Source organism: Algibacter pacificus, assembly GCF_008033385.1.
Classification (GTDB): Bacteria; Bacteroidota; Bacteroidia; order Flavobacteriales; family Flavobacteriaceae; genus Algibacter; species Algibacter pacificus.
The window spans coordinates 41,965-65,521 of the sequence record NZ_ML701731.1; the positions used below are offsets into that span (position 1 = coordinate 41,965).

Here is a 23,557-nt window from a genome sequence, read left to right on the forward strand (position 1 = left end):
TATATATTTGCACCTCGATTTTAAGCAACAAAATTTAAAGTTATATAGAATGTCAAGAGTTTGTGAACTTACAGGAAAGAAAGCGATGGTTGGAAACAACGTGTCTCATGCATTAAACAGAACTAAACGCAAATTCAATGCGAATTTAGTAAAGAAACGTTTTTACCTTCCAGAAGAAGACAGCTGGATAACTTTAAAGGTTTCTACATCTGCTTTAAAAACAATTAATAAAATAGGTATTTCTGCAGCAATTAAAGAAGCAAAATCTAAAGGATTTTTAACGAAGTAATTCGCTGTATTTAAAATAAAAAGGAAATGGCAAAAAAAGGCAATAGAATACAGGTAATATTAGAATGTACAGAGCATAAAGAATCTGGGCAACCAGGAACTTCTCGTTACATTACTACAAAGAATAAAAAGAACACGCCAGATAGAATGGAGATTAAAAAATTTAATCCAATTCTTAAGCGTATGACAGTTCATAAAGAAATTAAATAATTTAGAAGTTTTAATTTTAAAACTTCAAATACCTTAAAAATATAGGTCATGGCAAAGAAATCCGTAGCATCATTACAAACAGGATCTAAAAGATTAACAAAAGCAATAAAAATGGTAAAATCTCCAAAAACAGGAGCTTATGTTTTTATTGAATCTATTATGAGTCCAGAACAAGTAAACGACTTTTTAGCTAAAAAGTAAATTACTTGGTTGCACAATATTTAAAGCTGCTTTCGTTTTCGAAAGCAGCTTTTTTATTTTTATATTTGAAATGAATGCTAAAGTGTTTATATTTAGGTGTTAAAAATAAAATACTTAATACAGCTAGTGAATAACTGCCACAATAGCAGTAAAATATTTCTGGTAAGGATTTTGATATTTATGATTTTGGGCGTTACCACAAGGGTCGGGCTTTTCGCAGTCGCTTTTTTGTGTTGCATAGGTGCAACCACACAAAAAGAGCTTCAACAATGCTTCAATCCCTAACGCATCATGTTTGTTATGTACATGTTTAAACGGAAATTAAAATATTATCAAAACATGTTATTACGTTAAAAACCAACAAAATAAAGAGGCTTAAAGAACTCTTATAATAAATAACCAACCAAAGAATGAGCTTTTTAAAAAAAATATTTTCGTCGGAAAAAAAAGAAACCCTTGATAAAGGATTAGAGAAAACAAAAACCAGCTTTTTCGGTAAATTAAGCAAAGCGGTTGCAGGGAAATCTAAAGTTGATGATGAGGTTTTAGATAATCTTGAAGAGGTTTTGGTTTCTAGTGATGTTGGAGTAAATACCACTTTAAAAGTTATTGAACGTATTGAAGAACGCGTAGCAAAAGATAAATATTTAGGAACGGGAGAGCTAAATAAAATTCTTCGCGAAGAAATCGCAGGACTTTTAAGCGAAACAAATTCTGGTGAAGAATCTGAATATACCATTCCAGAACTACCAAAGCTGGCAGATGGAGCAAAAACGCCTTATGTACTTATGGTTGTTGGTGTAAATGGTGTTGGTAAAACCACTACTATTGGTAAATTAGCCTATCAATTTAAAAAGAAAGGACTTAAAGTAGTTTTAGGGGCAGCCGATACCTTTCGTGCCGCTGCAATCGATCAATTACAGGTTTGGGCAGATCGGGTAGATGTGCCAATGATTCGTCAGGAAATGGGAAGTGATCCAGCTTCTGTGGCTTTCGATGCCTTGCAGTCTGGTGTTAATCAAGATGCCGATGTTATTATTATTGATACCGCAGGGCGTTTGCATAATAAAGTGAATTTAATGAATGAGCTAACCAAAGTAAAACGGGTGATGCAAAAAGTTGTTGATGATGCCCCTCACGATGTTTTATTAGTTTTAGATGGTTCTACAGGGCAAAACGCATTCGAGCAAGCTAAGCAGTTTACAGCAGCAACAGAAGTAACTTCTTTAGCAGTAACAAAATTAGATGGTACAGCAAAAGGTGGTGTTGTTATTGGGATTTCCGATCAATTTAAAATTCCTGTAAAATATATTGGAGTAGGAGAAGGTATTGAGGATTTACAAGTGTTTAATAAGTTCGAATTTGTAGATTCGTTTTTTAAATAATCGTTGATAAAATGGCTTGAAACTATTGGTGTAATTAATCCATCAAGGCATTTAGTTTTTCCCACAAGTCGTTATCAAAGCTAGATAACGCAAAATTTTCGTCACTTGCAGCTTCTCCCATTCTAATAATGACTAATTTTTTACTAGGAACAATATAAATTTTTTGGTCGTTTTTACCCAATGCCGCATACATATCATCGGGAGCATTTGGAATTAATTTGCCGCTAAACTCAAATTGTGTTTGTGGTAAATGATAGGTAGATTTTCCATTTATCCACCATAAATAACCATAAGCTTCATTAATATTTTGAGAGGTGTTTGTGGCTTCATCTAGAAAATTTTCAGAAACAATTTGTGTGTTTTCCCATTTGCCTTTCGCGTAAATAAGTTGTCCAAAACGCGCCATGCTTCGGGTATTGCTCCAATAAACATTTAAATCATTAAGATTAATCCATTGACCCGTCATGCCAATTTTGTCTTTTAAATTATCGGTAAAATAATCGTTCCAATCTTGGTTACTTGCTGCTGCAACTACATCTTGCAGTTTAACATAAACATTATGATAGGCCCAGCGAGACCCTGCATCATCCAAATACTGAAGGTTTTCGGGTGAAACATCATCACCCAAAGTATCATTTAAACCAGAGTTCATAGATAATAAATGTTTACAGCTTATTAGGTTTTCTTGTTCTAGAGTGGTAATCGTCCAGCCTGTTCCTAAATAATCCGATACTTTATTATTGATATTTAATAGTTCGTTATCTTGAGCAATCCCAACGGTAGTCGATGTTAGTGTTTTTCCTGCACTGGCCCAATACCAAAATTTGGAGCTGCTGTGCTCGTTCATATAAGCTTCTATTACAATTTTTCCGTTGTGTAAAACCATAAAGCTTTTCGTGTTTTTTTCTTCTAAGTAATCCAGAAGTGGCTGCAGTTGGGTTTCATTCCAATTTAAATCGGAAATGGATTTTGTTTCCCAAGTATCAGAGTTTATCGGTGGGAAATACATGGAATTTATAGGGGAGTCTTCTTTAAGTTCATTGGAATTTTTAGAAGAACAGCTACTTAAGGATAATATGAAAAAAAAGATGAAGTAATTGATAGTTTTCAAAAGATTTGTTTTAATACTGTGACTGTTTTTTTTATCAAAGGTTTAAAAATAACTTGGGTTTTATTAATTGTTTGTTAAATTGCACCAAAAAACACTTGTGTTTCAGTTGTTTAACTTAATTTTTATTTATCGAATGTATAAAACTACTACATTAAATTTAATTTTTATACTCTTTTTTTTATCATATTATGGATTTGCCCAAGATGTTATTTCAGAAGGTAAAAATGTAAAAATGTCTTCTATTAATGGGGCTAACGATGGGCATTACTGTGTTGATGGGAATGATGATTTCTTGACAAAAGAGGATGTTGAAGGTGTTACTTTTTACAGCCAAACTGTAGGAGGTCAATATCAATGGATTCAAATTGATTTGGAAAGTATTTATGATATTAGTAAAATTTCACTGTCTACAAAGGGTATTAAATTTGTAAACCCAAACTTCAATAACAACGGCCTTGTAGCTGTAATTAGTAATGATCCAAACTTTAAAGGTGTGTATAACCCTAAGGAAAGTTCTTCTGTAGGGTTGATTTCAAAAACATTAAATGTTTCTAGTCCCATAGGAATAACCCCTATTAGTAACTTTTCAGGGCGATATTTACGTATTTGGGATACTTATATTGGCGGTGTAAACTTGACCGAAGTAACAGTATATGGAAAACTTAGTGATAAAGCCGTAACCAGTGCTATGAAATCGGGTAATAAGAATGAGGCTATTAGAATTTTAAACGAAAAAATTAGTGCAGGAGGTACAATCGATCAAGACCAGACGTTAAAAATGGCTATAGATCAAAAGAGTAGTGAGATGTTACAAACAATTTTAGGAAATAACCCTAAAGTGTCTAGTAGTGTTTTGGAATATGCTTTAACCTCTAATTACGATACAAATGTGGTATTGGAACTATTGTCTTCTGGTGATGTTAATGTAACATCTAAAACAGCATCCTTGGCCATAAGTAAAAAGGATTTGGACTTAGTAAAGAAAATGCTTAGTGAAAAATCATCCGCTTTTACAAGAATTCATTTAGACGAGGCTTTTAAAACCGACCAAATACAAATGGCCGAGGCCATACTATCCAAATCTAAAATGACACCGAGTGCAACGGCAATGAATGCCGCGGTAAAATCGGGAAATGTTATTTTGGTAAACGACTTAATTAATAAATATGGGGGCGCTCCAAAATCGAGTATGTTAACAGAGGCTATTCGAAATGAAAACCAAAATATGATAGCCTTATTTTTGCCTAAAGTAAAACCAGAAAGTGAAGCTTTTGTTTTGGCTGCTCAACAAAATGATGAAGATCTATACTCAAATTTATTGGACTTAAAAGGACTAACAGATAATAGGTCTATAAATAAAGCCATTGATAACGAAAATTTAAGTATACTTAAAATGGGCCTAAAAAAGGGTGGTAAAGCAAAAGATGCTTTGGGATACGCTATTTCCAAAGATAAATTAGAAATTATTGAATATTTAATATCTCGTGATGATGTTGATTTAAAACAAGCTATAGATTACTCGGTCTTAAAAAATAATTCAGATTTACTAACTACAATTTTATACGATTATAATGGGGATGCAGATGATGCTTTGTCTGCGGCTATAACGGCTAAAAACAACGATTTAGCCTTTTTAGCTTTAGAAACCGATAAAACAAAACCTACAGTGTATTTAAAAGCAGCGGTAGAAACTGGAAATGATAACTTAGCTAAAAAAATAGTAGACCACGGTGGTGAACCAGCAGCAGGAATGCTTTCTGCAATAGCTAAAAATAATGGCGATTTAGTGATGTATTTTATTGATGCGGGAGCACCAGTTACAGATGCTGAACTTATAAAAAAGGCCGCGAATTCTAATTTAGAAATAACAAAAGTGTTGTTAGATTATGGAGCCGATCCTAATCACGGGATCGAATCTGCAACAAAAGCAAATCAATTGGAAATAGTTCAATTATTAATCGACGCAGGTGCCAATGTAAACTTAGGTATGCCAATAGCTATTCATATGAACTATACCGATATTGTTTTATTTTTAATCAATAATGGTGCAGAATGCTCGAACTCAGAGTTTATAAAAACAAGTGCACAAAAAAATAATGTCAAAGTGGTTTCTGCTTTAATAGAAAATGGAGCTATGGCCCAAACAGGTCTTAATTCTGCAATTATTGGAAATAGTTTAGAGGTATTTAATTTATTGCTAGATAATAATGCGTTGCCTAACGGTAATAATTCTATGCTATTAGCATCAAAATATTCGGCTTTTAAAATAGTGCCTTTATTAGTTAATAGTGATGTAAATATGGAATATAAAGACGCAAATGGTTCATCATTTATTCATGTTTCTATAGCTAATGGAAATAGTTTAAACACAGTAATAGCCTTGCTTAAAGCCGGTGTTTCTCCAGATGCTCAAGATAATAAGGGTAATTCATTACTGCACGCTGCTGCCATTAAGGGAAAAACTTATATACCAACTATACAAGCACTCGCCAATGCAGGAGCCAATGTAAATGCGATAAATAATGAAGGCGAAACCCCGAGAAAAGCAGCAAAACACCAAGCTACTAAAACCGCCATAAAAAATTTAGGTGGAGAACGAAAAATTAAAAATTAAAACGAAAATAAATTTTTTATGAAAAGATTACAGTGTTTTGTTATCCTATTATTGTTACTACCTTTTTTTGATGCATTAGCACAAGATGCAGAATATAAAGTTATGATTGATGCCGACCCTTTAATTAAACAATTACAAGGTAGAGATTTGCCAGGAGAGGCTCAAGTAAGGGTTGTGCTTACAGGAAAGAATGGCGAGGTTATTGGTGGAAAATTAGCGTCATCTATTATACCTTCTATTACTATTGATGAAGAAGATGACATTGGTAAAGTTATTGGTGTAGAAATTACCTTAAACGGTATTGGGTGGACTAAATCGGTAACCATAAGAAATGTAAAGGTTAAAAAATATGTTGGAGATGTTTCTAAAACGTATAATTTTCCTTGTGGTTGTCCCTTAACTCAAGGTAATCAATCGGTGTATATGGATGCCGGTGGTGCGTTAGAATTTACTGCCGATGCTGAAGCCATAAGGACAGAGGAGTTGGAAAATTTTGAATTTGATGGTGAATTTTCTAGTGACGATGTAAATGCCGGCTCCTTTACAATAAGTAAAAGAGTAATACCTACGAAAGCAACAAAACGTGGTGTTGCAAAAAAAGAAAAGGTATCCAAAACAAGAATATGTACAACACAAGAGTATGTGGCAAGTGCTTCTTTTGATGTTAACTTTTTAACTAATCCAACACAAAATGCTATTTATCCAGGAGCTTTAATTTATGCTGAAGATTTAGCAGATGGTTCATATAATAATATCAAATCAGGTAAAGATAGAGCTCCTTTAGATATTTCTACAAGTAGTGCTGTTATAGGTATTCCTGCCATGCACGTTGAAAACCCTTCGCTTAGTAAAATTAGAACAGCCATGAATGATATAATGATAAATCAGCAACGTGGTGCTTTGGATGTGCAAGCAAATTTTGAGATTTTAGAAGTAGATAGTAAAGAAGAACTTAGTATTGCATTAGGCGGACATTTCGAAAATAAATCGGTTACGGCTAATGTGAGTTTTGATTACGCTACAAATTCAGAAAAAACGTTGAAAGTCGTCAAGTTTGCGCAAATATATTACACCATGGATATCGATCAACCTAGTAGCCCAGAAGATGTATTTACTAATCCTAAAGATGCTATAGAGGTTCTAAATAGTGGTAAAACCCCATTATATGTGTCGCAAGTAACTTATGGTAGAATTGCATATTTCTTTATGGAAACCACCTTTGATAGCGAGGATATTGCAGCTCATGTAGATGGAGAGTATAGAGGCGCTTTTACAGCTGGAGGTGAAGCCGATTTTGGGAGTTCAGTAGAAAAAGGAGAAACCAAAATAAGTGCTTTAATAGTTGGTGGAGATGGAGATGGTGGTATTACTGCTGTTAACGGTTATGATGGATTTAAAGAAATGTTAGAAACAGGTGGGCAGTTAAACGAAAAATCTTTAGGGGTACCTGTGTCCTATACGTTAAGGTTTTTATCGGATAACACGATTGCTAGAACAAATTTGGCAACAAGTTATACAAAACGAACCTGTAGAGAGGTAAATGACCCAATGCAAGATCTAAGTTTAACGGTACACAAGATAACCTCAGATGGCGACTATGATATGCATGGCACCTTTCAAGCTGTAATATCTACAGCTCAAAATCTTGCTGGTCCCACAACTAAAACGCTCACAAATATTAAACTTTTCGAAGATAGTAACCCAGGGAAAATGGGGGACGATAAAAAAGCCGATGTCAACAAAACATCATTACCAATTAAAATTGACTCTAGAAAGATTAACGACTATTACGTACAAGTTTACTTTTATGTAAAGGAGCATGACCCCTATGTTTTTAATGAAAGTGATAGCAATTCTGAGACTAAAATGGTAAGGTTAAAAGATGTTTTAGCGGTAGATAAGCAGGCTGCAGCAACAGAATCTGCAAGAAATATTATTTCTGTTATTGTCGATCAGCATACGTATCATCTCCAGTATAGTATAATTATGGAATAATAAAAAGAACATGAAACACTTTAAATTTAAAACAATCATCTTTTTATGCATTTCTGTTCATTTTCTTTCTTTTGGTCAAGCACAAAGTAAATTAGCTTTAAAAGCTAGAGCTTTAATAGGGAAAAATGATGCTGTGTCAAAAAAAATTAACACGCTTGTAGCTTGGGATGCCGTTAAATATTGTGCAAAACAAGCCGGAGTAATCTCTCAAAGTAAATCTAATAAGTTAATTTCAGAAGATATTATTAATGCTGGAGATGCTAAAGTACAATCGCATACTCGAATACCAAAAGGCTACATCATTGGTTTTTTCGATAATGGTGTGTTATTGCATACTATGATATCTACTGGGAATGGTAAAGCTGTTGGTGTTAACAATAAAAAAGCAATTGGTGTTGGGGTAAATGGTAAGTGGGAAGAAATTACTTTACAGCAATTACAATTCAATCCAAAGACTTCAGTTTTCTTATTAAATGGGAAAAAAGTATTGATGGTTGAAAAACCGGGAAGTCAAATTTCAAATGTTTATTATTACAAAAATAGACCTAAGAAAATGATTAATACTCAAAATAATGGTGTAGTAGAGGTAACAGATGAGATACAGGGAATTAGAAATGAAAAGAATATAAAATATCAAAATTTAGCTGCGGCTAAATGGTCTAAACGTCATGGATATCATCCAGATATTGAGTTTGAAAAGTATAAACAGCAATTTCCTGAATTTAAGAATTGGCAGCAATATGCAGCCAAAGCAAACAGTATGCTAACAACTATAATAGGGGCTAATGGTAAACCTGAGTATATAAATAAAAACTATATTATCAAGCGTTATCATGACACCTATTTTTTTGTAAAAAGCGATTTGGTCATGCTGGTTTTAGATGAAAATAATAAGCCTTTAACTATGCAAAAGGTGAAAAGTTTGCAAGCATTTGAGAAAATATTCGAAAGTCAAATTAAATGGGATAATTATTCTGGGTTAAAAAATGCCATAAAAAATGCGAAACTAGAGTTTCAGCAACATAAAGGAGATTTTAAATTTAAATTATGGAATGAGTATGCTTACTACGCTCAAAGTTTAATAGACAACATTGTTGAAAAATCGAGTTTTGATAGTGCTATAAAAACAAAACGTGTCATGGGCGATCTTTTATATTTCAATACCAAAACAGGTGTTTTTATTGCGGCAAACAAAAATAATTATATTCTAACCATGCTTAAACCAGTAAATGGAATTGCGCACTATAATTCTTTTAAGGCAACAAAGCCAACAAAGAATAATAACTATGATTCGGTTACAGATGTACTGAATGCTGGCGCAAATGAATACGAATCAATAGATGCCGTTTTAGGTGGCGAACATTTAGCATGGACTAAAATAGAGGGTACTTCGGCACAGCAAGAATATGCAAAAAACAAAAATGACTTTCCAGAAATAAAATCATGGGAAGATTATGCAGAATTAGCTAACACCATGCGTGAAACTAAAAAAGTAGGCGCTAAAACAACATTTAAGAATATTAGGTTAAAAGTGCAATTGTACGGTAATTATGCTTATTTATTCGATCCGGTAAAGAAAGAGATGGTTATCCTTGATAAAGATCGCCTTCCTGTGACTTTACAGCGCATTGAAAGTATAGTAGATTTTAATGAGTTTGTTAAAACCAAGGTTAAATGGGATCCTTACTTAGATAAAAAAGACCCCATATTAAATGCTAAAGACGAGTTTAATCGTTATAAATCCGATTTTAAATTTAAGCTTTGGCAGGACTATGCTTATCATGCTCAGGATCTCATTGACAATATAGTTGAAAAAGCTAAAAATGATAATAATATATTAGCACAAAGAAATTGGAAAGGTCACCTTGTTTACTACAATAAAAGTACAGATGTTTTTATTGCAGCAAATCAAAATAATAATATTATTACAATGCATAAACCTATTGGGCTCGAAGGCGTGGCATATTATAATTATTATTCGGCTAAAATTCCACCAACAACAGTACGTTTGGATCGAGCTGCTCTAGAAAAAGCTTGGTTTGAAGCTCAAGCCGCTTATGCCAAAATACCAGAGGGCGTGTATACTAAGCCTGGTGAAAATATAATAGAATCCAATTATGATGATAGTAATACGGCTATTGGAGCACATACTTCAGAATACGATACCGTAGATCCAAGTTTAATGAGGGACGTTGACCAAGAAAACCACGTTGCTGTGGATACACAAGAAAATCCATCATTATATACTGAAAGCATAAAAAGTAAACCAACTACGGCTTGGGCTAAAAAAGGAAATTTGCCTGGAGTACGGGTAGCAAGTTTGGCTTATAGAGACCACAAAAAGGAGTTTAAAAATAATATTTCTATAGTTGAGTATATCAGTTTGGCACATCATTTTAACACGAATACACCCAATGATGCGGAAATTAAACAACTACAAAATGGTGATAAAGCCATTTATCATGAATTTTCAAATTTACTAGGTGTTTATGATTTTGAAGGGTTACCAAAAATGTTTTATAAACCACTCAACAGAAGAGCTGCTTTTGATGAATTGAATTAATTGTATGTCGTTTTTAGGAGATAAGCTTAATAAACTCTAAGAATGAAAACCTAAATTCATAAATCATTACGTATCTTTGCACACTTAATTTTTGGTATGAGAACGAAAACACTTAAAAAGAACAAAATCAATGTTGTAACGCTTGGCTGTAGTAAAAATGTTTACGATAGTGAAGTATTAATGGGGCAGCTTAAGGCTAGCGGGAAGGATGTTGTTCATGAAGAAAAAGGTAATATTGTGGTAATCAACACTTGTGGATTTATCAATAATGCTAAGGAAGAAAGTGTAAATACTATTCTGGAATATGTTCAGAAAAAACAAGACGGTGATGTGGATAAAGTTTTTGTTACCGGGTGTTTAAGTGAACGTTATAAGCCAGATTTAGTAAAGGAAATCCCGAATGTGGATGAGTATTTTGGAACCACGGAGTTACCAGGATTATTAAAAGCTTTGGGAGCCGATTATAAACATGAACTCATAGGTGAGCGTTTAACAACCACACCTAAAAATTATGCGTATTTAAAAATTGCAGAAGGATGCGACAGACCTTGTAGTTTTTGTGCAATCCCGTTAATGCGTGGAAAACACAAAAGTACGCCTATTGAAGATTTAGTAACTGAAGCAGAAAAATTAGCAGCTAATGGTGTTAAAGAATTAATTCTTATTGCTCAAGATTTAACCTATTACGGACTAGATATTTATAAAAAAAGAAACTTAGCCGAACTTTTAGAAGCTTTGGTAAAAGTAGATGGCATCGATTGGATTCGTTTACATTATGCATTCCCAACAGGGTTCCCGTTAGATGTGCTTGATGTTATGAAACGGGAACCTAAAGTTTGTAATTATTTAGATATTCCGTTGCAGCATATATCCGATTCACTTTTAAAAAGTATGCGTCGTGGTACCACTAAAACGAAAACTACTAAATTGATTCATCAGTTTAGAGAGGCTGTTCCAGAAATGACCATTAGAACCACTTTAATTGTCGGTTACCCGGGTGAAACGGAAGAGAATTTTCAGGAATTAAAACAATGGGTTAGCGATATGCGTTTTGAGCGTTTAGGTTGTTTTACATATTCTCATGAAGAAAATACACATGCTTATACGTTGGAGGATGATGTTCCCGAAGAAGTGAAAATAGACAGAGCGAATCAGATTATGGAAATTCAATCTCAAATTTCATGGGAATTGAATCAGCATAAAATAGGGCAGGAATTTAAAGTGGTTATCGATAGAAAAGAAGGAAACTACTTTGTGGGGCGTACCGAGTTTGATTCTCCAGATGTGGATAACGAGGTATTAATTGATGCTTCAAAATGTTATTTAAAAACAGGGGAATTCACGACAATAAAAGTTACAGAAGCAGAAGATTTCGATTTATACGGCGAAGTGGTTTCTTAAATCAAGTATAGCAAAGCAAATATTGTTTATAAAAAAGGTTTGAATACATTTAATATTCAAACCTTTTTTATGTTATTCTTTTTCAGTAGTATTGCTTAGCGTTTAAGAGAAAAATGGTTTTTATACGTTCTGCCATCTTCTAATAGGATAACAAACCAATAATCGTCTGCCGGTAGAAGAGCGCCTTTAAAGGAGCCGTTCCAGCCATTGTTTTTTGGGGTTAATGCTTTTAGTAATTTACCGTAACGGTTATAAATATATATTTTTGAGTTAGGTTGGTTATCGGCCGACACGCCATAAACTTTCCATGTATCATGATAGCCGTCACTATTGGGGGTAAAGAATTTTGGAAAACCAATAACATAAGCCGTTTCCATGATTTCTCCACAATCGTTTTTTGTGTCTTTTACAGTTACCGTGTAAATTCCTGGGAAAACATTCTCGAAAATAGGACTGCTTTGGTATGGAGCAACAACCATAGTAGCGTTTTCGTCTAGTAGTTGGTATTCGTAAATACCATCACCAGTAGCGAAAACGGTAATCATATTATTATCCGATATATCTTTGACTTCAATATTGTTTATGGTAGCTATGCTTACACCTTCAACAGTAATAGTTTGGGTTTTAGAACAACCATTAGCATTTGTTACAGTAACATCATAATTACCAACACTGTTAATTTCTATGGAGTACGTGCTTTCGTTTGTAGACCAATGGTAAGTGAAATTTTCTGGTAAATCATTTGTTATTTCAGGGTTAATGGTTATGGTTTCGGGAAATTTATTAGTGCAGTAATAGGTTAAGGCTTCCGTGTCTATTTCTGGTAATTTATTAACGGTTAATAAAACTTCACTAATACCATAACAGGCGTTTGCATTTTCTATACGGGCGTAAATGGTATGCGAATAAGCCGTTGTGTTTGTATAGTTGTTATTTAGTCTGTTTTTTTCTAATAGCGCATCATCATAATTTTCATAATATGAAATAGTTATACCAGCAGGCAATCCTGTAGCAATTTGAGTATTGGCATAGCCTAAATTAAAGGTGTGAAATCCGTCTTCAATACCATCATCATCACATTCTGTAAGTTGCGCATCATTAGTGCCTGTTGTACTCACGGCTAGAGTTAATTCCGAAGTGCTAAAGCATAATGTGTTAATATTATAAACTTCAACATAAATAGTTTCTGGGTTTGCTATGTTTATATATTCGGCACCATCAACTTCCTTCGTTCTTGCGGCATCGGTAAAGAATTTGGTTGCTAAGTCAGGATTATTTCCAGTTAATGCTTCGTTAGCTTTGTTTAAAACGAAAGTTGTTATACCATCTGCTATAGCGTCTTCATCACATTGCAGCAGTGTGTAGTCAAAAGCTATTGGATTGTTATAATAGTTTACATAAGCTTCTCCTTCTAGGGCACAATCGCCATTATTGGGGTCAATATAAACTTCGTAATGTCCGCTTTTGTCTATGAATAATTCCGAAGTTGTTTCGGCTAAAGGCGTTCCGTTTAGGGACCAGGAATATGTAGCACCAGGAATAGAAGTTCCAGAAATAAGATCTGCCGTTAATGTATATGATTCATGTTCACAAAGATCTAAATTAATGGTGTTTTTGTTATTTTTTATGATATCTATTTTTGTGTTAAAAAAGGATTGTATAAATGGAGGAAGTCCTTGAGATGATAAATTGGGAGCTATACTAATGGCGTTATGTATATAATTACTTGCAAGTCCAATTTCATTGGGATTATTTATGGCTCCAAGAAAAGTAAGTCCTTGACTGTATGTTGCGCTTAAAGCTCTATAAATTTTACCATTTGGAGCCAGTTGAAGTCCACCCCGAAACAGTTGCCTGTTATCTAAAATAACAGCAGACCCCACGATATCAGTGGCTAGTAAATTATATTGAAGAAGCTGTGATTTATGGTTTGTTGGATCTTCGTTTTCAGCATAATCTATGCTATTAAAATCGTTATATGCATTTACATAGAGCAATTCACTGTTTGGAGAAAACTCTAAACCGTAAGCTTTGTCTGCAACGCCGCTTATTGTAATGGGGAGCTGGTTACTTACTAGTCCAGTACTTACGTCAAAATCATATAAAAACAAACCGTTTTGCACATTAGAACTGGCTAATTTAGTGCCATCTGGAGAAAGTTTTAAATAGCCTCGATAGTCTGTAAATATGTTAGGAGGAAAGGTAAATGTGGATTTAACAGGTGTGTTTTGTATACCAGTATCATTAACTTCAAAGGCATAAAAAGTATCTAGTTCTCCGGGGTTTCCGTCTTTAGAAGCAAAGCCAATAACCCAGATAGCTTGAGTAACGCAGTCTTTTAGTACAGCGGTTATTTTTTCCGAACAGTCTTTTAATAGGTTTGTGTTTTTGGTTGTAACTTTACCTAAACCATTATCTAAAGTTATATCGACTTCAGAATAGTTTAAACCATAATGAAATTCTTGATTGTTATGGTCGTCTACTGTAAAAATATAATAAATATCGTTGTTATTTGGCTTTGGAACAATAATGGCCGATTGTGTACTGGACGGATCTCCATATAAATTGGAGCCATTACTCATTACATTATGGTTTTTATTCCAAACGGTTATTCCATCGGTATAGAAGAGTAAATTACCAAATTCATCAGAAATTGAGGCGCTGCCTTCATAAGTGTCTATTTGTCCATTAGATAAGGAAGAGACGCTGTTGGATGCTAAGTCGAATTTAATTCCACTATTAAATCCAAAATACCAATTAGAAGCTTCACCTTGAGCTAATAAAATAAGTCCTAATAAATTAAATAAAGTAAATAATAGTTTTTTTTTCATTTAATAAGAGCAATAGCTTTCAAATATATCATAAATCCCGCTTTTTTAATAATTTAAAGGATAAAAATATAAATAATGCTGTCCAACCTAAAACAATAACAAGTTCATGCCAATGCACTAAATAATCATAAGCCAGTTCTGCTTTTTCAGGGAATTTAGACATCGCAACACGTTGAAAAGGTTGCTCTATTAAATTATACATGGATTGTAACGGAAAGAAATTTTGAATTTTACTAGCAACATGGTGGTCGAATTGCCAGGTTAATAAACCAAAAATAATCCATTCAGAAATAAATAAGACAAATAAGAATGCCAAAGCAAAAGCAGATCGTTTAACCAACATGCCTAAAAAGAGACACAAGCTAAAAAAGCCCAATAATTTTACAAAATAAGCTAGTAGGAAATTAGTCTCTCTAATAATAATTCCAAATTCGGTATAACTAGAATAATACAGCCCAATGCAAAGCGAAATAAGCCCAATTAGCACCGTAGAAATTAGCGAAAAGAAAACAATAGCGTAGAATTTAGATAAAATAAATTCCTTTTTACTAAGCCCATCAATCAGGTTTTGTTTTATGGTTTTGTTACTGTATTCATTACCAATCATACTCACCACAACAATAGCAAAAAAGAACTTAAATTGCGATGCGAAAAAAGTAGTTAAATGCCAGATTATAGGAAAATTGAATACGCCTAGTTCTCCCAATTCTAAAGTAAAGAACCCAAAAACATTTATTTTTATAGATGATAAAAGAATCACGAAAAACGGTAAAATAAACGAAATAAAAATTAAAATTTTACTGGTTCTGTTTAGTAGGAGTTTTTGCAATTCTAGATTTAAAAGTCGTAACATAAGCTTGGCTTTGTGTGAATTATTGGTTATCGGTTAATTGTAAAAACTGTTCTTCTAAACTTTCTTTACGTTGTACTAAATGGGTTAAAATAATGCCGTTTTCAAAAAGCTGTTTGTTAAAATTTTCAGAACTTAACGGTTCCTTTAAAAAAGCGGTTATTAATGCGTTTTCGGTTTTTACATTTGCAAATGCAGGGTGTTTTTCAATAAAGGCTAGTAATTCAGCTTCTTTATTACATTTTAATTCAAAAAAGCCGTGGCTAGATATCATTTCGTCTACACGGCCAGAATATAGTTTTATACCTTTTCGTAAAACAACCACGTGCGTGCATACTTTTTCAACTTCATCCAGTAAATGCGACGCCAATAAAATAGTTGTGCCTTTAGCGGCAATTTGTTTAATAATTTCTCTAATTTGGTGAATACCTTGTGGGTCTAATCCGTTTGTAGGTTCGTCTAAAATTAAAATTTCAGGATCGTTTAATAGGGCCGAAGCAATGGCTAAACGTTGTTTCATTCCTAAAGAAAAGGTGCCGAATTTATGATTTTTTCGATCTAAAAGTCCAACAATTTCAAGTTTTTCTTCAATATTATTTAAGGCTACGTTTTTTATTTTACAAACCAGTTTTAGGTTTTGTGCAGCCGTCATATACGGGTAAAAATTGGGGCGTTCAATAATAGCACCAACTTTTTTTAAAGCATCATGTGTTGTGGTGTTGCCGTCAAACCAATGAAAATTACCTGCTGTTTTATTCACCACGTTTAAAACAATGCCTAAAGTGGTCGATTTTCCGCTGCCATTTGGACCTAATATGCCATAGATATTTCCTTTGTTTATGGTAAACGATAAATCTTTAACGGCAGTTAAAGATCCAAATTTTTTAGTAAGATTCCTGATGGTGAGTATAGATTCCAAACGCGATGGGTTTTTATACCGCTTTTTAAAAGCTGGTGTTTGTTTTTAGTACGACGAGATATTTCCTTTTTTGTTACAATAAAGGAAATAAAAGTGTCATTGTATATTGAAAAGAATAAGAAGAGATTCTGCTAATTACTGAAAAAATATTTTAATTTTAGATATATTTACAGACTATGGAAGATTTAAAAATATCGAAAAGAAAACCCTCTTTCCCTATTACGGAAAAGTTAAGTAATTATCTATCGGATTATAATAGGAATACAAAAATCCCTATTTTTTACGATGATTTATTACGCTTCCAGGGCTCGGTAGTGGTATATGATAAAGATGATAATGACACCCTTTGGATTCGAGTGTATTATAATGAATTTGAACGCGAGGAAATTGATAACTCGCTTAAAAAAGTCTACACCATTCTACATTCCGATGGGAACGAAAATATTTTTCAGTATTTAAATGTTGATGCTATTGATTTTTGCACTTTTGGAAACTCTAAGCCTTTTCGAGTAAAAGTTCGAAATATTATAAATGACAATTACACCTATTTCTATATAAAAACAGCCGATGCATCGCGTATTTATGGTCTGGAATTGGAACACATGCTTTCGCCTTATTATTTGAATTTTTTGGTTTATGAAAATACTTTGATTGAGGAACATATTGTTGGCATTCCAGGTGATGAGTTTATTAAGAATTTTTTACCAAAATGCGATAAAATGGAAAAAATGCAAATTGCTAAAGAATTTGTAAAATTTAACGAACGTTGTATGGTGAGGCTTTTAGGAGATATGCGTTCTTATAATTACGTTATCGTACCCACTCACGATTTTGATCATGTGGTTTATAAAATTAGAGCTATAGATTTCGATCAGCAATCTTATGAAGGAAAACTTAACATTTATAGACCTCAGTTTTTTAAGGAAAATTTTAGAATGGTAGAATTGGTTTCCGAAAGTTTTCAAAGGTTATCCATAAACCAATATAAAATTGAAGAGCGTTCTATTTTAGTAAAACGTTTAAAAAGTTTCCATATTCGAATAGGAAAATTGGTAGCATGTATGAAAGAAGATTCTATTTCTACCGAAGAAAATATAAATTTATTAAAATCTAAAATATACGATTACACTCAAGATATAAGGTTTAAAAATTGTAAAAATATGGGTGAAATATTAGAGCAAACACTAGTGTTTTTATCACATAATTACGAAAATGTAAACTTGTTGAAATTTTAGGTTAAGAGGTGTAAACTTGCCCACGATGTGGTTTTAAAGCATCTCGAATGGGTTTCATATCGGCTTCATTTACAACTAAAAAAGCAATGGAGTGCATCTCACTTAAAACTTCAACACCAGTAATATTAATGTCTAGTTTTTCAAGTTGAATGTATTCTTTTAAATGGATTACATGGTGTTCTGCTGTTTTATGGCCATTAGGACCTCTAAAATCCCAGATAAGTTTTAGTTTTCGCATACGTAATCGTGTTAAATAAGTTTCAAATATACTTTAAAAAGTGCAATAATCTTCTTTTTAAAACGTTTGTTAAATCAACTTGTCTAATAGGTTAATATTACTACTTTTGCTTTTATTAAAAATTATATTTTCATATGAAGTTTAAATATTTTTTTGTGTTAATTCAGAGCTTTTTATGTTTTGTTTTAAATGCTCAAGAATTAGATAAAGAGGTGTTAATGCACGTGGATGGCGATCCTGTATATGTCTCCGAATTTATGACGGTTTACAATAAAAACTTAAATTTAGTGCAGGATGAATCACAAAAAAATGTAGACGAATATCTTAAACTTTTTACCAATTATAAACTTAAAATAAAGGAAGCTAAAACTCAAGGTTTAGATAAAAAACCAGCCTACAAAAATGAGTTGTCCAGTTACAGAAAAGAGCTGGCTAAAAATTTCATGACCGATAATACGGTGACGGAAGCTTTAGTTGAAGAGGCTTATAATCGTATTTCTAATGAAGTAAAAGCTCAGCATATTTTAGTGTTATTATCTGAAAATGCAAGTCCCGCCGATACGTTGGCAGCGTATCAAAAAATATCCAAATTACGTGATGCGACGTTAACGGAAGGTTTTGAAAATGTAATGAATCACCAGGCCGATGGGAAAACTATTATAGCCGAACAACTTGGTTGGTTTACAGGGTTTAAAATGGTGTATGCTTTTGAAAATGCCGCGTATAATACGGCTGTTGGCGAAACCTCTCAACCTTTTAGAACCCGGTTTGGGTATCATATAGTTAATGTGCAAGATAAACGTAAATCGCGAGGCGAATGTACTGTAGCACACATTATGATTCTTAAAAAAGAAGAGGCTAATGCTGAAGATCTAGAAACTAGAATTGAAGATATTTATAAAAAAATAAAACAAGGGGAAGATTTTGAGGCGCTTGCTAAACAGTTTTCCGAAGATAAAAGTTCTGCGTCTAAAGGTGGTTTATTACCGCCGTTTTCTGGAGGGCAATTAAGCACGCCAACATTTGAAGATGTCGCCTTTGGGTTAAAGGAAATAGGTGCGGTTTCTAAACCTTTTAAAACCCAATATGGTTGGCATATTATTAAATTATACAATAAAAAACCTCTTGAAGATTTTAAGGACATAAAGGCAAAATTAGTTAACAAAGTACAGCACGACGAGCGCTCTACACGTATTGATCAAGCGCTGTATGATAACTTAAAAACGACCTATAATGTCAGTGATAAAGAACCAAATCTGGATTATTTTGCATCCATTTTAAATGCAGATTATTATATTAGTAAGTGGAAATTACCTTTAGATTTTGATGGCGGAAAAACACTGTTTACCATAGGCGATAGAGCATTTACTTATTTAGATTTCGGCTATTTTATAATGAAAAACCAACGACGTGTAAGTAGAGATACATCTTTTAAAACCATTATTTCAAAAAAATACAACGATTTTCTAAACGCAAGTTTAGTGGCATATCACGAGGCTAATTTAGAAAATGAAAATCAAGATTTTGCTAATATAATTAATGAGTATCGGGAAGGATTATTACTTTTCGACTTAATGGAGACAACCATTTGGAATACCGCGAAAACAGATTCGTTAGCCATTGAAAAGTTTTACGAATTAAATAAAGAAAATTATGTTTTTCCAGAACGTATTGATGCTGTGGTGGCTTCTTCAGCTAAAGAAAAAACACTTAAAAAAGTATCCAAATTATTAGCTAAAAATAAAGCTTTAGAGGTTATTAAAAATACTGTCAATACTAAGGATGCCGTTGAGGTTGTTTTTACTTCCGGAATTATGGATGCCCAGCACCAAATGCTTCCAAAATCATTTCAATTTAAAAAAGGGATTTCAAAAATATTTAAACATCACGATGCTTTTGAAGTGGTACAAGTAAAGGCTGTTTTGCCAGAAACTCAAAAGACTCTGGCAGAATCTAAAGGCGCAGTTATTTCAGATTATCAAAAAGATAAAGAAGATAAATGGGTAAAAGCTTTAGCTAATAAATATAAAGTAGTTATCAATAAAGTGGTGTTTGATAAAGTGAAATCTCAAATTGAAAGTAATAAGTAATCCATGCAAAGAATATTTACCTTAATAATGTTAGTGTCACTATTGGTGTCTTGTAATTTCTCTTTAAAAGAGGAAGAAAACGCTACGCCCATTGCCAGAGTAAATAATGCATATTTGTATAAAGAAGATATTGCGGCAGTAGCAGCAGAAACAAATTCTAAAATTGATAGCACTATTTTAGTTGAAAATTATATTAATAATTGGGCCACACGGCAATTACTTTTAGATGGCGCATTACTTAATTTAAGTGAAAAAAAACAAGCGGCATTCAATAAATTAGTAGCTCAGTATAAAACCGATTTATATACAAAGTCTTATATTGAAGCGCTGGTAAAGCGAAGTCTAGATACGGTGGTTAATAGAAGCGAGGCAGAAGCTTATTACAGTCAAAATAAAGAGGCTTTTAAATTGAATGAGGAATTGCTTAAATTTCGATACATTCATGTAGACGAAAATATTATTGATTATAAGGGTATCGAGAAAAAATTTAAACGTTTTAATGAAACCGATAAAAGGGAATTAGATTCTATATCTATTCAATTTAAATCCTACTCTTTAAACGATTCTATTTGGATAAAAGTAAGCCAAGTTATAAAGAAAATACCTGCAATAACTCCCGAAAATAAAAATGAACTGTTAAAAAAATCTAATTTTATACAGCTCAAAGATTCATTAGGAGTATATTTGATGCAAATTAATGATGTTTTATTGCGGAATGATACAGCGCCGTTAGAATTTGTTACGCCTACAATTAATCAAATTGTTAAAAACAAACGGAAATTAGAACTTATTAAAAAATTAGAAAAAGACATTACTAAAGATGCTATTAAAAATAAAGAATTTGAAATTTATAAATAACTTAAAATTTATTACTGTTGCTTTACTGTGTTTAGGACAAGCAGTATTTGCTCAAGAGATTATTGAAGATGCGGTTGAAGTAGCGCCAACACAAGCAGTTGTGAGCAAAAAAAGCGAAGTTGAAAATAATTACAGAAAGAAAAAAATAGATGCCGTTGCCGCAGTAGTTGGAGATTATATTGTATTAGAATCCGATGTTGATAAAACCTATTTGCAATTGGAAGCTCAAGGTGTAGATGTTAAAGAGATTGAGCCTTGTCAATTATTTGGTAAACTTTTAGAAGATAAATTGTATGCGCACCACGCTATTCAAGATAGTATTGTTGTTTCCGATGCAGAAATTCGCAGTATGGTTGATTATCAAATGGAGCAATTTTTAGCGGAGTTAAATGGCGATATGAAACGCTTATTAGCGCTTTACGAAAAAGATACAGAAAAAGCCGTTCGCAATGAAATGTTCGATATTAATAAGAAAAATAAATTGGCACAGGAAATGCAAGCCAAAATTGTATCGGAAATAGAAGTCACTCCTGAAGAAGTTCGTTTATTCTTTTCTAAAATACCAAAAGAAGAACGCCCAATCTTTGGAACAGAACTTAAAGTGGCACAAATTGTTTCAGAACCAAAAGTATCTCCAGAAGAAGAACAAAAGGTTATTGATAAATTAAAACAATTTAAAACCGATATTGTTGAAAATGGAGCAAGTTTCCGTTCTAAAGCCGTATTATATTCTGAAGACCCTGGCTCGGCAAGCCGTGGCGGAAAATACACCTTAAATAAGAAAAAACCACGAATGGTTAAAGAATTTAGAGAGGTGGCATTTTCGCTTCAAGAAGGTGAGGTTTCAGAACCTTTTAAATCGGACTTTGGTTACCATATTATTACCGTAAATAAAATTAGAGGCCAAGAATATGATGTGAGCCATATCTTATTAACCCCTAAAGTGTCTAGTGAAGCTATTGACGAAGCTAAAGAACGTTTAGAAAAAGTAAGAGACCGTATTGTAAAAGGAGAAATTACCTTTGCAGAAGCCGCTCGAGAAGCTAGTGATGAAAAAGAAACAAAATACGATGGCGGGCAATTAATAAACCCAGCAACACAAGATTATAATTTCGAATTAACTAAAATGGATCCTGAATTATATTCTCAAATTCAAGATTTAAAAGAAGGTGAAATTAGTTTAGTTTTAAGCGAACAGGATCGCTCTGGAAATACTAAGTTTAAAATATTAAGAGTCACCGATAGAATTGATGAGCATGAAGCAAACTATGCTAGAGATTATTTAAAAATTAGAGAATTAGCTTTAGACGAAATGAAAATTAAGGCCATTGAAGATTGGCAAAAAGAAAAAATAGCAGATACCTATATTAAAATTGGAACAAAATATAGAGACTGTGAGTTTTCTAGTAACTGGTTAAAAAAGTAAAACTATGTCCGATGTTGTTGCCATTGAGCAATTTGTAAAACAATTTAAAGCTTTAAAAACCGAAGTAGCCAAAGTTATTGTAGGTCAAGAAGATGTTGTAAATCAAATTTTAATTTCTGTTTTTTCTGGAGGTCACGCTTTACTTATTGGTGTACCTGGTTTAGCAAAAACGTTAATGGTTAATACTATTGCCCAAGCTTTGGGGTTAAATTTTAAACGTATTCAGTTTACACCAGATTTAATGCCAAGTGATATTTTAGGTAGTGAAATTCTCGATGAAGACCGTCATTTTAAATTTATAAAAGGTCCTATTTTTGCTAATATTATTTTAGCTGATGAAATTAATAGAACTCCGCCAAAAACACAAGCAGCCTTACTAGAGGCCATGCAAGAACGTGCCGTTACCGTTGCTGGGCATCATTATAAATTAGATTTACCATATTTTGTTTTAGCAACTCAAAACCCTATTGAGCAAGAAGGAACGTATCCGTTACCCGAAGCGCAATTAGACCGTTTTATGTTTGCTATTAACCTAGATTATCCCACTTTTGAAGAGGAAGTGCAGGTTGTAAAAGCAACTACAAACGATAATAAAGTGAAGGTTAACGCTTTGTTTTCTGCGAAACAAATTGTCGATTTTCAACATTTAATTCGTCGTATTCCTGTAGCCGATAACGTTATCGAATATGCGGTTTCTATGGTTGGAAAAACACGTTCAAATAGTGATAAAGCACCACAAATAGTTAAAAACTATTTAGATTGGGGTGCTGGGCCAAGAGCATCTCAAAATTTAATTTTAGCAGCTAAAACACATGCCGCTGTACATGGTAAATTTTCTCCAGATATCGAAAATGTACAAGCAGTAGCCGAAGGTGTTTTAAGACACCGTATTATTAAAAACTACAAAGCAGAAGCCGAAGGTATTTCAGAAACCAACATTATCAAAAGCTTGTTTTAGTGCTAATTTTATAGGCGATGCCTAAAAATGTATATAGCACAAATTATTACTATAAATATTTATTATAATAAAAAATAAAAGGAAATAAAGTAAAAGGTTAAATTTCCAAGGAATACAGTAATGTATCACAGAAGTATTAAGGATTTCTTAAAGATACTTTATCTAAATTATTAAATATACAGTCATATTAATAATTAATAGTACTATAATAAATTAGTATCGTAACCTGTTGTATTCCCGCTTTACTTTTTAATACTTTGCTTTAAATTTTTTATGTTTGCAAAGTTTATGGAATAAGCTATTATTTATTTTGTAGAAATCCCATTATGGTTTTATTAGCCAGAACGAATTTTTAGGTATTTAATAACACTATATTCTTATCTT

The 23,557-nt window shown here is 32.9% G+C and carries 18 protein-coding genes; 13 read left to right on the top strand and 5 right to left on the bottom strand.

Annotated features, from left to right (window positions below; genetic code table 11):
* Nucleotides 1–49: 49 nt before the first annotated feature.
* The 4 genes from rpmB to ftsY all read left to right on the top strand — a co-directional run bounded on the left by rpmB (nucleotide 50) and on the right by ftsY (nucleotide 2,084).
* Nucleotides 50–289, top strand: coding sequence for a 50S ribosomal protein L28 (gene rpmB, locus FQU21_RS00145; RefSeq protein ID WP_147675997.1), 240 nt, complete (start codon nucleotides 50–52; stop codon nucleotides 287–289).
* Nucleotides 290–315: 26 nt separating this feature from the next.
* Nucleotides 316–498, top strand: a complete 183-nt coding sequence (gene rpmG, locus FQU21_RS00150; protein ID WP_007648529.1) for a 50S ribosomal protein L33 — start codon at nucleotides 316–318, stop codon at nucleotides 496–498.
* 48 nt (nucleotides 499–546) lie between these two features.
* Nucleotides 547–699 (top strand): DUF4295 domain-containing protein, encoded by a 153-nt coding sequence (locus FQU21_RS00155; protein ID WP_147675998.1) that lies wholly within the window; start codon nucleotides 547–549, stop codon nucleotides 697–699.
* Nucleotides 700–1,109: 410 nt separating this feature from the next.
* Nucleotides 1,110–2,084 carry a signal recognition particle-docking protein FtsY gene (gene ftsY / locus FQU21_RS00160; protein WP_147675999.1) on the top strand — a complete coding sequence of 325 codons (975 nt, stop codon included), beginning with the start codon at nucleotides 1,110–1,112 and terminating at the stop codon, nucleotides 2,082–2,084.
* A 34-nt stretch (nucleotides 2,085–2,118) separates the two neighbouring features.
* Here the strand turns inward: ftsY and FQU21_RS00165 are convergent, their stop codons facing one another.
* The gene (locus tag FQU21_RS00165; protein ID WP_246124689.1) at nucleotides 2,119–3,195 is read right to left on the bottom strand and encodes a serine hydrolase domain-containing protein; all 1,077 of its coding nucleotides are present in this window, start codon (nucleotides 3,193–3,195) and stop codon (nucleotides 2,119–2,121) included.
* 133 nt (nucleotides 3,196–3,328) lie between these two features.
* Here FQU21_RS00165 and FQU21_RS00170 point away from each other — a divergent pair, with 133 nt between their 5' ends.
* The 4 genes from FQU21_RS00170 to rimO all read left to right on the top strand — a co-directional run bounded on the left by FQU21_RS00170 (nucleotide 3,329) and on the right by rimO (nucleotide 11,768).
* Nucleotides 3,329–5,809, top strand: a complete 2,481-nt coding sequence (locus FQU21_RS00170) for an ankyrin repeat domain-containing protein (protein ID WP_147676000.1) — start codon at nucleotides 3,329–3,331, stop codon at nucleotides 5,807–5,809.
* An 18-nt stretch (nucleotides 5,810–5,827) separates the two neighbouring features.
* Complete coding sequence (locus tag FQU21_RS00175) at nucleotides 5,828–7,804, top strand: thiol-activated cytolysin family protein (RefSeq protein WP_147676001.1); 1,977 nt, start codon at nucleotides 5,828–5,830, stop codon at nucleotides 7,802–7,804.
* Between the two features lie 10 nt (nucleotides 7,805–7,814).
* Complete coding sequence (locus tag FQU21_RS00180; RefSeq protein WP_147676002.1) at nucleotides 7,815–10,367, top strand: hypothetical protein; 2,553 nt, start codon at nucleotides 7,815–7,817, stop codon at nucleotides 10,365–10,367.
* Nucleotides 10,368–10,463: 96 nt separating this feature from the next.
* On the top strand, nucleotides 10,464–11,768 hold the full coding sequence (rimO, locus tag FQU21_RS00185; RefSeq protein WP_147676003.1) for a 30S ribosomal protein S12 methylthiotransferase RimO: 1,305 nt from the start codon (nucleotides 10,464–10,466) through the stop codon (nucleotides 11,766–11,768).
* A gap of 95 nt (nucleotides 11,769–11,863) precedes the next feature.
* Here rimO and FQU21_RS00190 read toward each other — a convergent pair whose 3' ends face one another.
* From FQU21_RS00190 to FQU21_RS00200, 3 genes are read right to left on the bottom strand one after another with little or no spacing between them, the layout of a single operon-like run.
* A complete protein-coding gene (locus FQU21_RS00190) occupies nucleotides 11,864–14,599 on the bottom strand; it encodes a T9SS type B sorting domain-containing protein (RefSeq protein WP_147676004.1) in 2,736 nt (911 codons plus the stop codon).
* A 28-nt stretch (nucleotides 14,600–14,627) separates the two neighbouring features.
* A complete protein-coding gene (locus FQU21_RS00195; RefSeq protein WP_147676005.1) occupies nucleotides 14,628–15,452 on the bottom strand; it encodes an ABC transporter permease in 825 nt (274 codons plus the stop codon).
* Nucleotides 15,453–15,471: 19 nt separating this feature from the next.
* A complete protein-coding gene (locus tag FQU21_RS00200) occupies nucleotides 15,472–16,368 on the bottom strand; it encodes an ABC transporter ATP-binding protein (RefSeq protein WP_147676006.1) in 897 nt (298 codons plus the stop codon).
* Between the two features lie 176 nt (nucleotides 16,369–16,544).
* On the opposite strand from FQU21_RS00200, the gene FQU21_RS00205 reads away from it, so the two are divergent.
* Nucleotides 16,545–17,603, top strand: coding sequence for a hypothetical protein (locus FQU21_RS00205; protein WP_147676007.1), 1,059 nt, complete (start codon nucleotides 16,545–16,547; stop codon nucleotides 17,601–17,603).
* 1 nt (nucleotide 17,604) lies between these two features.
* Here the strand turns inward: FQU21_RS00205 and FQU21_RS00210 are convergent, their stop codons facing one another.
* Nucleotides 17,605–17,841, bottom strand: a complete 237-nt coding sequence (locus tag FQU21_RS00210) for a hypothetical protein (protein WP_147676008.1) — start codon at nucleotides 17,839–17,841, stop codon at nucleotides 17,605–17,607.
* Between the two features lie 134 nt (nucleotides 17,842–17,975).
* Here FQU21_RS00210 and FQU21_RS00215 point away from each other — a divergent pair, with 134 nt between their 5' ends.
* From FQU21_RS00215 to FQU21_RS00230, 4 genes are read left to right on the top strand one after another with little or no spacing between them, the layout of a single operon-like run.
* Nucleotides 17,976–19,931: a peptidylprolyl isomerase gene (locus FQU21_RS00215; RefSeq protein WP_147676009.1), complete on the top strand. Its 1,956-nt coding sequence runs from the start codon at nucleotides 17,976–17,978 to the stop codon at nucleotides 19,929–19,931.
* A gap of 3 nt (nucleotides 19,932–19,934) precedes the next feature.
* Complete coding sequence (locus FQU21_RS00220) at nucleotides 19,935–20,789, top strand: peptidyl-prolyl cis-trans isomerase (RefSeq protein WP_147676010.1); 855 nt, start codon at nucleotides 19,935–19,937, stop codon at nucleotides 20,787–20,789.
* Complete coding sequence (locus FQU21_RS00225) at nucleotides 20,752–22,215, top strand: peptidylprolyl isomerase (protein WP_147676011.1); 1,464 nt, start codon at nucleotides 20,752–20,754, stop codon at nucleotides 22,213–22,215. Before FQU21_RS00220 ends, FQU21_RS00225 begins: the two co-directional genes overlap by 38 nt.
* 4 nt (nucleotides 22,216–22,219) lie before the next feature.
* Nucleotides 22,220–23,173 carry an AAA family ATPase gene (locus tag FQU21_RS00230; protein WP_147676012.1) on the top strand — a complete coding sequence of 318 codons (954 nt, stop codon included), beginning with the start codon at nucleotides 22,220–22,222 and terminating at the stop codon, nucleotides 23,171–23,173.
* The last annotated feature ends 384 nt before the right edge of the window (nucleotides 23,174–23,557 follow it).